Origin of the sequence: Sphaerisporangium rhizosphaerae (assembly GCF_042665155.1) — a bacterium.
Lineage (GTDB): Bacteria > Actinomycetota > Actinomycetes > Streptosporangiales > Streptosporangiaceae > Sphaerisporangium > Sphaerisporangium rhizosphaerae.
This window is the reverse complement of sequence record NZ_JBHTCG010000004.1, coordinates 93,700-106,063: the sequence shown is the minus strand read 5'-3', so window position 1 is coordinate 106,063 and position 12,364 is coordinate 93,700. Positions and strand designations below refer to the sequence as shown.

Sequence of the window (12,364 nt, the reverse complement as noted above, 5' to 3'; positions counted from 1 at the left end):
TGAGCGTTGACAGTTGTGCCGATGCCCTGGGATCTGCTTCTGGCGCTGTGACGATCGCCATTGTCGAAGGTCCACAGTGGCTCGCCCAGTGCCTGCCTGAGGCTGCTGCCGGCATCCGAGCTTCGGAAGGCCAAGCCGCGCTTCGTGCGCTCAAGCCGCACCCCTCAGCCGAGTCAGACGGTGCCGGCCCGGCGACCATGTTGGCGTGCGTGAATTCCGCGAACAAGTACGCGCGCAACTGGCGGCATGAAGGTTCCTGGCGGGAGCTCGAGGGCGGAGCCCTCGATCGGGGGCGGATCCCCCCAAAAGATACTTCCTGAGCCGTAGCGCCCCTTGGGGCGCGGAGGCGAAGACCTCTTAACTGAGCTGGAGCGTCCCCCAGGGCGTGTAAGCGAAGACCTTTGTCCGTACCGCTCAGGGGACGAGGTGGAGGCGGGGGCGGTGGTCGTGGATGCCGAGGAGCTGGCGGACGCGGGGGAGGTGCCAGGCCAGCTGGGCGGCCAGTGCGGGCATGGTGAGGCCGGTCTCGGCGGAGGCCAGGTCGAACGCCTGGCGCAGCAGCACGGGGTGCTCCCCGGGGAAGCCGGTGATGGCCTCGTTGGCGAAGCCGGGCTGGTCGCGCAGGACGGCCAGGCGCTGGTAGGCGCGGCCGGTCGAGGAGTCCGACAGCAGGCCGACCTCGCGGCAGCGGTACAGCAGCGAGTCGACCGAGACCCCCCAGGTGTTCTTGAGCTCGGCCAGTTTGCGCAGGTCGAGGCGCCGGGGAAGCTCGGGGAGGATGCTGTCGCGGGGGGTGAGGAACTCGGCGGCGAAGGCGTCGGCCTCGCGTTCCTGCTGCAGGTCGCCTGCGGCCGTGTCGCCGTGCAGCACGAGGTGGCCGAGTTCGTGGGCGGCGGTGAAGCGGTAGCGGTGGATGTCGTCGAACCGGTTGGCGGTCAGCACGACGATCGGGCGCGGCAGGTGGGAGGTGGAGAAGGCGTCCACCGTGGTGGCGTCCTCGTCGGGCGGCGGCAGTACCACGACGATGCCGTGGGCCTCCATGTGGCGGACGAGGTGGGCGATCGGCCCGGTGCCGAGCGCCCAGTGGCCGCGCAGGGCCCGGGCGGTGGCGGCCGGGTCGCGGGGTGGCTCGGCGCCCGCGTGGACCTCGCCGCCGGAGAAGCCGGGCAGGTCGACGGGGGGGAGCTGGACGCGCTTCTCCAGCGCGTGGGTGAGCTCCCACACCTGCTCGACGAACGCGACGGCCTTGGCCCGCTGGTGCACGCGGGTGGAGCGCAGGCTGCGGAAGTGCGCCATGGAGCCGTCGAGCTTGCCGTGCGGCCGTCCTGACAGGAAGAAGGCCGGCGGGACGTCGAGGGCGTCGGCGAGGCGGGGGATGAGGTCGGGCCGCGGGTGGGTCGTGCCGGTCTCGTACTGGCCGATCGCCGCGGGGGTCACGCCGACGCGCTCGGCGAGGTCCTTCTTGGTCATCGCGGCGAGCCGGCGCGCCTGGGTGAGCCGGGCCTGGTCGAAGGCGTCGGCCACGGCCTGCGGGCTCGGTTCGCCGCCGGGGGCGCCGAGCCGTCTGGCGGGGCGCCTGCCCCGGCCGCCTTCACGGTCGTTGATCGTCGTTCTCACGGTCGTCGGTTCGCCGGTTCGTCGTCGTGGTCGGGCGTTCGGTGTGGTCGGGCGTGCGGTGGTCGCGGTCGGGTCCGCGTCGTGGTCGTGGCCGGGCGTGCTGTGTGGTCGCCGGGCAGGTCTGCGGTCTGGTCGCGGGTCGGGTCCGCGTGGTCAGGGTCGCCCTGTGGTGCCCGTGGGCGGGGGCTCGACGCCGAGCTCGCCGTCCGCCGGGAACGGGGCGCCGTCGGCCCCGGGCCGGCTGGTGAGGGGGAGGCCGGGCTCGGCGCCCTGGTCGAAGCGCGGCGCCGCGCCGGGCTCGGCGGCCGGGACGCCCTGGACGACCCACGGCAGCGCGGTGAGCAGCGGGATCTGCTCGCAGTGGACCCAGTGGACGCGGCCCATGTCGTCGATCAGCTCGGCCTCGCCCCAGTAGAGCTTCAGCAGGCTGGCCTGCGCGTTCGCCGCGTACGCGACCGGGATCAGCCGGGTGTCGGCGGGGAGCTGGGCGAGCAGGGGACGCGCGGCGGCCAGTTCGCGCAGCCCGGCCGCCTCGCCGTCGTCGTCCATGCCGAGGTCGAGGACCTCCTGCTCGAAGCGGGTCTTCGGGCCGAACCGGGTGAACAGCTCACGCACCAGCGCGGACACCCGGCCGTCGCCGACCCGTGCCTCGCTGATCGGCGTGGTGTCGTCGTCGGCGTAGCGGAACGGCAGCAGCAGGTTGCCGTCGAGCACGACCAGGTGGTGCGGCGAGCCGTGCGGCCGGACGACCTGGAACCCCGGCTCGTGCCGGAAGGCGTCGACGAGCGCCTCGTAGCGGCGGGCCATCAGCGTGGACCCATAGGCGTACCGTTTGTCGCTTCTGGAGGACTTCTGGGCGTCCTGGGCGTTGGTAGCCGCCTCGAGAAGGGACGCGGCCAGCCGTCCGCGCACCGAGGCGGCGCGCTCGCCGAACCGCTCGACGGCCCACGCCGACATCTCCGCCTGCATCGCTGACCTCCCGTGGGTCCGGCCGTGCGGCCGCCGGGGGCGTGCCCTCGGCCTCCGGCGCCCTGTCGCTTCAGTTTCTCGCACCCTACTCCCGCGAGCACTGCAGTTGATGTTGGGACGCGCGGAAAAGCCCGCCCGGATCTCCGCCGAACCCGGACGAATGGCGCCGGCGCGGTCAGGCGGGGGTGGGACGCAGGGCGGCGGCGGGGGCGGGGAGAGGCAGGCCGCGCGAGCTCCACAGCTCGCGCATCCGGTCGGGGTAGTCGGTGACGATCCCCGCCACGCCGAGGTCGATCATGCGCCCGGCCTCCTCGGGGTCGTTGACCGTCCAGACGGCGACGGGCAGCCCGGCCGCCGCGGCCCGGGCCATCAGCCGCTCGTCGACCAGCACGCGGTCGGGGGACAGGGTGGTGGCGCCGATGGAGCGGGCCGCCGCCGCGATGTCCCCGCCGAAGTCGGCGACGTGGTCGAGCCCGAGCCACGCGGGCGTCAGCGTCGCCTTCTCGACCAGGGCGTAGCGTTCGGCGATCAGGCTCTCGGCCGCGCGCAGCACGCGCCAGTCGAAGCTGAGGATCGCCGCGCCGCCCAGCCGGCCGTGCCGGTCGAGCTCGGCGACGACCAGCTCGGTCAGCTCGGCCGGGTCGCCGGACAGGTCGGGCCGGGTGGGGTCGGACTTCAGCTCGACGTTCAGCCGCACGCCGTCGCCGCCGTAGGCGTCCACCAGGGCGAGGACGGCCCCGAGGGTGGGCATGCGGGTGCCCGGGACCGGGACCTGCGTGCGCGCGAACCGGTCGGAGGGGGACTTCGGGTGCCGCACCCCCACGTCCAGCGTGCGCAGCTGCTGCTGGGACAGCGAGCGGATCGGCTTGCCGACGTAGGGGAAGGCGGGGTCCCCGGGGATGGCCGGGCCGGTGTCCGTGCTGGTCACCGGCGACACGGTCAGATCATGGGTGAGGACGAGCCGGCGGTCGGCGCTCAGCGCGACGTCGAACTCGATGGCGTGGACGCCCACCCCCAGCGTGAAGGCCATGCCGGGGAGGGTGTTCTCCGGGCGCAGGCCCCGTGCCCCCCGGTGGCCGTGTATTTCAACCTGCACAATGGCGCACCCTATCGTCCACCCTCTCCGGCCTTCCTCAGGCGGGGCCGTGCGCGGCCCCGGCGAGCCTCAGACCAGGGGACGGATCGAGAGGGTCTGCGTGCGGCCCGGGCCGACGCCGATGGCGGAGATGGGCGCGCCGCTCAGCTCCTCCAGGGTCCTGACGTAGTTCTGCGCGTTCTTCGGCAGGTCCTCGAAGGTCTTGGCCTCGGTGATGTCCTCCTGCCAGCCGGGCAGCTCCTCGTAGACCGGCGTGGCGTGGTGGAAGTCGGTCTGGGTCATCGGGATCTCGTCGTGGCGCACGCCGTCCACCTCGTAGGCGACGCACACCGGGATGCGCTCGAGGCCGGACAGCACGTCCAGCTTGGTGAGGAAGAAGTCGGTGACGCCGTTGATGCGGGTGGCGTACCGGGCGATGATCGCGTCGAACCAGCCGCAGCGGCGGTCGCGGCCGGTGGTGACGCCGTACTCGCCGCCGGTCGTGCGCAGCCAGTCGCCCATGTCGTCGGTCAGCTCGGTCGGGAACGGGCCGGAGCCGACGCGCGTGGTGTAGGCCTTGAGGATGCCGATCACGCGGGTCAGCCGGGTCGGCGGGATGCCCGAGCCGATGCACGCGCCGCCGGAGGTCGGCGAGGAGGAGGTGACGAACGGGTAGGTGCCGTGGTCGATGTCGAGCAGGTTGCCCTGGCCGCCTTCGAGCAGGACGACCTTGTCCTCGTCGAGCGCCTTGTTGAGGATCAGCGAGGTGTCGGCGATGTGCGGCTTGAGCCGTTCGGCGTAGCCGAGGTACTCCTCCAGCACCCGCGCCGGCTCGATGCCCCTGCGGTTGTAGACCTTGGTCAGCACCTGGTTCTTCTCGTTCAGGGCGACCTCGATCTTCTTGCCGAGGATGCCCGGGTCGAGCAGGTCCTGCACGCGCACGCCCATCCGCGCGATCTTGTCGCCGTAGGCCGGGCCGATGCCGCGGCCGGTGGTGCCGATGCGGGCCTTGCCGAGGTAGCGCTCGGTGACCTTGTCCAGCGCCTTGTGGTGGGGCATGATCAGGTGCGCGCTGGCCGAGATGAGCAGCCGGTCGCAGGAGATGCCGCGTTCCTTCAGCCCGTCGATCTCCGCCAGCAGCACGCCGGGGTCGATCACGACGCCGTTGCCGATCACCGGGACCACCTCCGGAGACAGCACTCCGGTGGGCAGCAGGTGCAGCGCGTACTTCTGGTCGCCGATGACCACGGTGTGGCCGGCGTTGTTCCCGCCCTGGTAGCGGACGACGTAGTCCACCTCCCCGCCCAGCAGGTCGGTGGCCTTACCTTTGCCCTCATCGCCCCACTGGGCGCCCACGAGAACGACAGCCGGCATGGTTAACTCCCGCGCACAAAAACGAAACCCCTGGCGCAAGCGCGACAGGGGCTCTTGCGTTGAGAGACTACCCGAGCATGCTGATGCCGCCCAAGCGCGACTTACGGGTGGTTCAACGCTTCCACCGCCGCCGGACTGCTGTCGCGGAGGAACTGGGCGCACCGCTCGGCTTCGTCCTTCTCGCCGATCGCCTGGGCGGCGCGGGCGAGCGCGTGCAGGCAGCGCAGGAACCCCTGGTTGGGTTCGTGGTCCCAGGGGATGGGGCCGTGCCCCTTCCATCCCGCCCTGCGCAGTTGGTCCAGGCCGCGGTGGTAGCCGGTGCGGGCGAAGGCGTAGGAGGTCACCGCGTGCCCGGCGGCGAAGGACTCGTCGGCCAGCGCCGCCCATGCCGCCGAGTAGGCGGGGAAGCGCGCGGCGATGTCACTGGCCTTGGCGCCGGCTTCCAGCGCCTGCCTGGCTTCCGGGGTGTCCGGAAGGTGGGTCGGCGGCGGCCCGGCGATGAGGTTCTCGTGCGTTTCCATGAGCACAGTCTTATACCTGCGCCGGGCCTGTGCGGTCATGCTCGGTCCGCCCGCACGTCGGGTCAGTGGTGCGCCCGCACGTCAGGTCACGTGGTGCGCCCGCACATCCGGGGACGTCATCCGCGGGCCGCCGCCCTTCGCGGCCAGACCGTCAACCGCCTGCCCTCGCGGGAGACGGCGTCGCCGGCGTCGGCGTCGGCCGGGGCGCCGTCCCTGGTGGCGGCCGCGAGCCGGTCGGAGAGGCGGGCGTTCTCGGCGCGCAGTCGCGCGATCTCCCGGGTCAGCGCGGGGTCCTCGGCCTTGCCGCGCTTGGGCGGCTCGGCCTCGGCCGCCGGCAGGAAGCCCAGCGTCCTGCCGTCCACCCACCGCGTGCCGTACACCTCGTGCACCGCGGCGTCCAGCGGCTCGCCCTCGCCGCGCACCAGGGCGGCCCTGGCGAACGCGCCGGTGTGCTCCAGCCGGGCGGTGATCACCTCGTCCTCCTCGTCGAGGGCCACGCTGACCAGCCCGTCCCCGCGTTCGGCGGCCTGCGCCACGAGCCGCCGGAGCGTCTCGGGGCCGGGGACCCACCCGGCGGGGCAGAACATGCGGTACGGCACGGGAGCGGCCGTGGCCGGCACCTGCCCGGCGAACCGCACGCGCGGCTCGCCGCGGTACAGCCCGCGCACCATCACCAGGTCCAGCGCCGGGCTGTCCAGCGGGTTGCGGCGGTCCTCCCGCACCGAGTCCCACGGCCCGATCAGGGTGATCCGGATGTCGTTCAGCGTGCTCGCGAGGAAGCCGTCCACGGTGGCCCGCAGCTCGTCGTAGGTCGCGCCCTCGGTCTGGACGACGACGTCGACGTAGGGCACCAGCCACTGGCGGCGGGGGTGGGTGCGCAGCCACCGCATGAGGGGGATGTGGTCGGGCACGAAGACCTGGTTGTACCGCCTGACCTGCTCCCCGTCGCGCATCATCATCGACTTGCCGAGGTGGCGGCTGCGGGCCTCGGGCGCCAGGACGAACGCGGCGCCGGCCTGGGCGAGCCGGTAGCCGAGCTCGGTGTCCTCGCCGAGGACCAGCCCGGTGTCCAGCGGACCGGCCTCGCGCAGCAGCCGGGCGTTGACCGAGGCCGCGTTGGTCACGTGGACGCGGTAGGCGGTGTCGCCCGCGGTGCGCAGCCCGTCGGTCCGCTCGGCCAGGTCCACGATCCAGGAGTGCGCCTCGCTCGCGGACTCGTCGAAGAGCAGCTCGGTGGCTCCGGCCTCCACCGCCGCGCGCACCTCGGCGGGGGCCGGGCCGCCCGGCCGGTGGTCGACGTACCGCACGTATCCCATGACCACGAGGTAGTCGGCGAGGTGGTGCCAGCGCATGTGCGCCTCCACCTCGTCGGGGAAGGTGACCATGTCGGCGTCCAGCCAGTGGACGACGTCACCGTCGGCGACGGCCAGCCCGGCGTTGCGGGCGTCGGAGCGCCCGCGGGCCCCCGGCCGCGTGGTGATCAGCCGGGTGTTCTCGGGCGTGATCTCGGGCAGGCGCAGCGCGGGCGTCGTCCCGTCGTCGACGACCACGACCTCCAGCAGGTGCCGGGGGTAGCTCTGCGCCGCGAGGGCGGCGAGGGTGAGGTCGAGCTTGTCCTGGTGGCCGTAGGCGGCGATCACCACGCTGACCGACAGCCGGGGCGTCCAGGCTCCGGGCTCGGGCGGCGTGAGCACCCCGTAGTCGTTGTGCCGGATCCGCGGCTGGGTCGTTCGCTCGGGCCCGGTCGGCTGCTGCGTCACTGCTCCCACTCCATCAGTCGGCTCGGCCTGAATCCCCGCCACTGGTCCTTGGCCCTGGCCAGGAAGTAGCCGATCGGCTCCTGCCAGGTGTGCCTGCCGCGCGCCGCCCTGCGGGCGACGAACCCCAGGCCGTGCGTCCGGTAGATGGCCCCGCCGGCGCGCAGCAGGTCCTGGAAGAACTGGACGTCCACCGAGCGCGGCACCGGGCGGAAGCCGCCGAGCGCCTCGAAGGCCGAGCGGGCGATGACGAAGGTGCCGCCCGCCACGTGGTTGGACATCGTCTCGCTGGTCCAGTCGCGCCGGATGGTGACGTCGATCTGCTGCAGGTAGAAGAACTCCGAGGCGGCCCCCACCAGCTCGGCGCCCGAGTAGGACTGGGCGAGCATCATGTCGGCCAGGTGGTCCGGCCCGTACCAGTCGTCGTCGTCCCACTTGCTGAGGAACGAGCCGCTCGCGTGGCCGGCGGCCTGGTTGAGCACGGCGCCGAACGGGACGGCTGCGTCCGCCTCGACGACCGTGATCGGCCGGTCGAACGCCGCGACGGCCCGCGCGACCTCCGGGGTGGCGGCGGGCACGCCGTGCAGGGTGAGGATGACCTCCAGGTCCACTCCGCGCTGCCGCCTGACCTGGTCCAGGGCGAACGGCACCAGGCCGGCCCGCCGGGTGCACATGACGACCGAGATGGTCGCGGGGGCGGGCACGGCGATGCCCGCGCGGGCGGCGAGCTCGCGCCACCGCGCCATGGTCCCGTGCCGGGTGAGGGCCGTGCGGCGCAGCCGGACGCTGTGCTCCTCGCGGCGCAGGTCGTCGTCCAGGTCCCGCTCGGTCGCGGCGGTCAGGTCGGCGGCCAGGTCGTGGCCGAGGGCCAGTGCGGCCCACTCCGGAAGCGGGCCGGACAGCAGGGGGACGCCGGCGGCGGCGAGCCCGGCCACGGCGCGGGCCGCGGCGATCGGGCCGGTGTGGGCGGGCCGCCAGGCGACGCGGACGCCGCGCAGGCGGCGCAGCCGGCCGACGTCGGCGTCGGTCACGCCGCCGGAGGCGGGCAGGCGGGCGAGCGTCCGGTCCGCGAGCCGGACCTCCCAGGCCCCGTCGTGCTGGAGGAGGTCGGCGACGCCGAGCGCGGGCCGCTTGAGGAAGCCCTGCGGGTTGACCGAGCGCTCGTCCACGGGCGGCACGGCCTCGGGGGCGAACCGCTCGCCGGACAGGACCTGGTACCCGCCGGGCGAGCCGAGGCGTTCCCAGGTGAGGGCGGGCGGGCGGTCGACGGCGGGCACCCGCTCGTCGATCCACTCCGGCGCGGGCGGGACGGCCCGGATGGCCAGGTCGGCGGTGGACACGCCCGATCGCTCGGGCGCCGGCCCCCGCTCGTCGGCGACGGTCACGTTCGGGTCGCCCGGCCGCCAGTCGGCCAGGCCCGGACCGGCCAGCCCGGCCATGGGCAGCGGGTACCCGCTCAGGTGGTGGCCGCCGAAGCTCCTGGCCACGGCGGCGGCGACCTCTCCGGCCGGTCGCGGCTCGGAGAAGCGCGCCTTCACCCGCCAGCCGGTGCTGCCGTACCGGGAGACGCCGACGTCCCGCAGGAAGCGGCGCCCGAGCCCGGGCGACAGCGGCACGCCGGGGGCGTCGCACCAGGGCGGCGACTCCACGACGATCACGCCGATCATGGGCGCCGCGGGCAGTTCCCCGCTCAGGGTCACCGCCCGGCGCAGGTCGGTGGGGGTGCGCGCGACGACCAGCACGGCGGAGGGCTCGGCGGTGGCCCACGGCTCCGGTCCCATGCTGTCCACGTCCGCCGCCTCGAAGGCCACGCCCGGGAGCAGGCCATCCAGGTCGGAGGTCTCCACCCCGGCGACGGCCACGGCGACCTTGCCGCCTCCCCGGGTCAGGTCGGCGGACATCCCGGACGGTGTGAGCTCGGTGGTCATGCCGGGCCTCCAGGGCGACCGGGACGGCGCGGGAGGCTTGTCAGGCGGTCCGCGTGATGATCACGGCGGCCGCGACGGCGGGGGAGGTTCATGGGACGGTCCGTCTGAGGATCACGGCGGCCGCGAGGGCGGGAGAGGTTCATGGGATGGTCCGCATGGGGATCACGGCGGCCGCGACGGTGCGGGGGGTTCATCGGGGGGTCCGCCTGAGGATCATGGCGCCCTTCTCGGCCGGGTAGGCGGAGCCGGTCAGCTCCGGGTGCTCTCTGAGCCAGCGGTCGGCGACCTCGCGCTCGTCGGGGCGGACGGTGTCGTCCACCACGAACCAGGCGTCCGCCGCGCAGCGCGGCAGCAGCACCGGCAGCGCGGGGTAGCGCGCCAGCGGGGCGGTGGCCCCCGGAGGGCCGTCCACGAACACCAGGCCGACGCCGTGCAGGTCCTCCACGGCGCCGGTGTCGTACCAGGGCCAGCTCTCGCCGCCGGAGGCGCCGGCCTCGCCTGAGTCGGTCCGCGGGGCGGTCCAGGTGGTGAGCGGGGCGTGGCGCACCTCTACGACGTCCTGCAGGCCGTGGGCGGCGACCAGATCCCTGGACGCCTCGGCGAAGCGCTCGTCGTGCTCCAGGGCGACGACGCGTCCCGCGCCGAACCGCTGGACGGCGTATCCGAGCCAGACGCTGGAGGCACCGCTGCCGCACTCCACGATGAGCTTGGTGTGGTCCGCCGCGACGCGCTCCACGAGCAGGCGCAGGACGTCGGGCGAGGCCGCCCAGCCGCGCAGCCGGGGGAGCGGCGCGCGCGGCTCCAGCAGCGCCCGCACGTCGATGAGCGCTTCGAGCTGCGCGTAGTCGTGGCGGGCCGAGCGGGCCAGGTGCGCGTGCCCCTCCCGCACCGCTCCGGCGAGCGCCTCCAGCCGGTCGCCGAGATCGCGGACGGCGGTGCTGGTGAGCGCGGTGAGCTGTTCGTGGTCGTGCCGGAGCTTGCGCAGGTCCTCAAGGTCGCCGGCGCCCTGGCGCAGCGTGGTCTCGATGCGGGACGCCGTGCCGGCGAGCCGGTCGAGCCGTCCGGTCTGCGCGGTGAGCTCCACGCGGTCCTCGCCGAGGGCCGCCAGCACGGTGCGGGACTGCTCCCGGGCGGCGTCCTCCAGGCGGCCGGCGAGCCCGTCGAGCGCGGTCGTCAGGCGCGTGACGCTCTGCTCTGTACGGGCGAGGGCGGCCTCCTGGCGCTTGGTCCGCGCGTCGATGCGCAGCGCCTTGCCGTCGGTCCTGCGCGCGCCGAGGACGATCACGGCGGCCGCGGCCAGGGTCAGGACGGACAGGGCCAGTTCCACCGCGGTGATCGGGGGAACGGCCCCCGTAGCGGACAGCAGCACCAGCGTGATCACGACGGCGGCCGCGAGGGCGCCGCTGATGATCAGCAGGAGGCGTGGGGATAATGTCCGCATATGTTCCCTTTCTGGATGTTTCAGGCAGGGGATCCCAGAGTATGCAGTGTCAGGTAAAGGGCTCCCAGGAGACGCGGGAGCCGTACTCACCGCGCCAGCGAGCGAGCATGCTCGCCCACTGAAGGACGTAGAGCGGTCCCGACCAGCGCGCCTGTCGCGCGCGTGCCTCGGGGTCGTGCAGGGTCGCGAGTAATCGCGGGCCGAGGAGCGTGCGCGCCTCCTCGCTCGCCGCGATGTCCGCGGCGAGCGCGGCGAGCGCGGCGGGGGTGGTCGCGCGCCGGGGTCCGGGCGCGGGCCGGTCGCCGGGGTCGTTGGTGGAGGGGAGCGCGGCCACATCCGGTGCCCCGTACCCGAGCATCGCCCGGTAATACGCGTGGTCCTCGCGCGCGGACATCGGGACGCCGAGGGCCGCGGTGACCACGTCCGGCCCGGCGAACGGCAGCCACACCTCCGCCTCCGGCCCGAGCAGCCGGGTCGGCGAGGAGTAGATCCCCCGGTAGCGGGTCAGCAGCCGGGCCAGCACCGGCATGGCGTGATGCCCCTCCACCGGGCGCGTCACCCGGTGGAACGCCGTCAGGCTCAGGTCGGCCAGGGCGTCGCCCACCCCCGGCGCCCAGAGCTCCGGGTGCCGGGGGAAGTGCCCGGACAGGGACCGCCAGATCGCGGCGCGCGCCCGCTCGCCCGCGCCGGCGCCCGCGGCGCCCGCGGCGTCCTCGCCGGGCGCGGGGCCGCCCCTTCTCAGCAGGCCGTCGCCGAGGCAGCCGTCGATCAGCGGCGCCCGCAGCCCGTGCACGGCCCGCGCGTACGGCATCGCCCAGCCGTGGTGCATGGTCTGGTACTCCGTGCGCCGCCACACCACCCGGTGCTCCTCCAGCCACGCCTCCGGCCCCGGGACCACCACGTGGTGCGGCAGGCCGAGCGCCGCGGCCACGGCGCGGGCGTGGGAGATGTCCAGATCCAGGCCGTCGTCGGTGCTGGTCGTCCACGCCTCGAGCCGCGCGCCGGGCCGGCGGGCGGCGAGCGAGGCCAGCAGCCGCGAGTCCCAGCCGCCGCTCAGCCCGATCGCCACCGGGCCCGCGCGGTGCGGGATGCGCGCCGCGATCAGGTCCACCATGTCCTCGGGCGCCGGCGGCTTGCCCGGGCCGGCCGACAGCCACGCCGGCTCGAAGCTCTCGGCGCGCGGCCCGCCCGCTGCGAGGCCGGCCCGCCAGGCGGTCGCCGGGGCCAGGCGCCTGATCTCGCGGAACGGCGTCTCCTCCGCGAGCGGCGTCAACATCACCAGCAGGTTCGCCCAGGCCGACCAGTCCATGTGGAGCGGGGCGTCGTCCAGCCGGACGAGCGGGTCGAGGCGGGCGGAGAAGTAGAGGGCGTCCCCGAGGGGACGGACGAGCAGCTCGTTGAGGCCGAGGGCGTCGGTGTGCAGGACGGCGTCCCGCCGGTCGACGACCAGCCCGGCGGCCATGCGGCGCTCGGCGGCGTCCTGCCAGGAGTGCGGCTGCGGCAGCCCGCCGGCCCGGGACCACCACAGGAATCCCGAACGGGGACCGGACGACCAGTTCTCGGGCTCGCCGGTCGACCACAGGACGGCGAGCGGGGAACGGTGCACTTCGTCGAGCCCTCGCGGTGAGGCCGACAGCAGCCGGTCCACCACGCGTGCATCCCACTTTCCGATGGCACCGCAC

Annotated in this window: 9 protein-coding genes; all 9 read right to left on the bottom strand. The window is 74.3% G+C overall.

From position 1 onward, the window contains the following. Positions 1 to 414: 414 nt before the first annotated feature. The 9 genes from ACFQSB_RS07600 to ACFQSB_RS07560 all read right to left on the bottom strand — a co-directional run bounded on the left by ACFQSB_RS07600 (position 415) and on the right by ACFQSB_RS07560 (position 12,333). Complete coding sequence (locus ACFQSB_RS07600) at positions 415 to 1,617, bottom strand: helix-turn-helix domain-containing protein (protein WP_380825177.1); 1,203 nt, start codon at positions 1,615 to 1,617, stop codon at positions 415 to 417. A gap of 153 nt (positions 1,618 to 1,770) precedes the next feature. Next, the gene (locus ACFQSB_RS07595; protein ID WP_380825175.1) at positions 1,771 to 2,586 is read right to left on the bottom strand and encodes a hypothetical protein; all 816 of its coding nucleotides are present in this window, start codon (positions 2,584 to 2,586) and stop codon (positions 1,771 to 1,773) included. Positions 2,587 to 2,761: 175 nt separating this feature from the next. Then, entirely contained in the window at positions 2,762 to 3,682 is a 921-nt protein-coding gene (locus ACFQSB_RS07590) for a glycerophosphodiester phosphodiesterase family protein (RefSeq protein WP_354842513.1), read from the bottom strand. 69 nt (positions 3,683 to 3,751) lie between these two features. Further along, positions 3,752 to 5,035, bottom strand: coding sequence for an adenylosuccinate synthase (locus ACFQSB_RS07585; RefSeq protein WP_354842511.1), 1,284 nt, complete (start codon positions 5,033 to 5,035; stop codon positions 3,752 to 3,754). Positions 5,036 to 5,136: 101 nt separating this feature from the next. Next, positions 5,137 to 5,556: a DUF3151 domain-containing protein gene (locus ACFQSB_RS07580; protein ID WP_354918502.1), complete on the bottom strand. Its 420-nt coding sequence runs from the start codon at positions 5,554 to 5,556 to the stop codon at positions 5,137 to 5,139. A gap of 116 nt (positions 5,557 to 5,672) precedes the next feature. Then, positions 5,673 to 7,316 carry a glycosyltransferase family 2 protein gene (locus ACFQSB_RS07575; RefSeq protein ID WP_380825173.1) on the bottom strand — a complete coding sequence of 548 codons (1,644 nt, stop codon included), beginning with the start codon at positions 7,314 to 7,316 and terminating at the stop codon, positions 5,673 to 5,675. Then, the gene (locus ACFQSB_RS07570; RefSeq protein ID WP_380825172.1) at positions 7,313 to 9,241 is read right to left on the bottom strand and encodes a glycosyltransferase family 2 protein; all 1,929 of its coding nucleotides are present in this window, start codon (positions 9,239 to 9,241) and stop codon (positions 7,313 to 7,315) included. Before ACFQSB_RS07570 ends, ACFQSB_RS07575 begins: the two co-directional genes overlap by 4 nt. A gap of 190 nt (positions 9,242 to 9,431) precedes the next feature. Continuing rightward, positions 9,432 to 10,682 carry a class I SAM-dependent methyltransferase gene (locus tag ACFQSB_RS07565; RefSeq protein ID WP_380825171.1) on the bottom strand — a complete coding sequence of 417 codons (1,251 nt, stop codon included), beginning with the start codon at positions 10,680 to 10,682 and terminating at the stop codon, positions 9,432 to 9,434. Positions 10,683 to 10,731: 49 nt separating this feature from the next. Then, positions 10,732 to 12,333 (bottom strand): asparagine synthase-related protein, encoded by a 1,602-nt coding sequence (locus tag ACFQSB_RS07560; protein ID WP_380825169.1) that lies wholly within the window; start codon positions 12,331 to 12,333, stop codon positions 10,732 to 10,734. Positions 12,334 to 12,364 lie beyond the last annotated feature (31 nt).

Bases quoted from the DNA above. Each gene is read 5' to 3' on its own strand.
- ACFQSB_RS07570 (WP_380825172.1), bottom strand. From the start codon at position 9,241: ATGACCACCGAGCTCACACCGTCCGGGATGTCCGCCGACCTGACCCGG.
- ACFQSB_RS07585 (WP_354842511.1), bottom strand. From the start codon at position 5,035: ATGCCGGCTGTCGTTCTCGTGGGCGCCCAGTGGGGCGATGAGGGCAAA.
- ACFQSB_RS07580 (WP_354918502.1), bottom strand. From the start codon at position 5,556: ATGGAAACGCACGAGAACCTCATCGCCGGGCCGCCGCCGACCCACCTT.
- ACFQSB_RS07595 (WP_380825175.1), bottom strand. From the start codon at position 2,586: ATGCAGGCGGAGATGTCGGCGTGGGCCGTCGAGCGGTTCGGCGAGCGC.
- ACFQSB_RS07565 (WP_380825171.1), bottom strand. From the start codon at position 10,682: ATGCGGACATTATCCCCACGCCTCCTGCTGATCATCAGCGGCGCCCTC.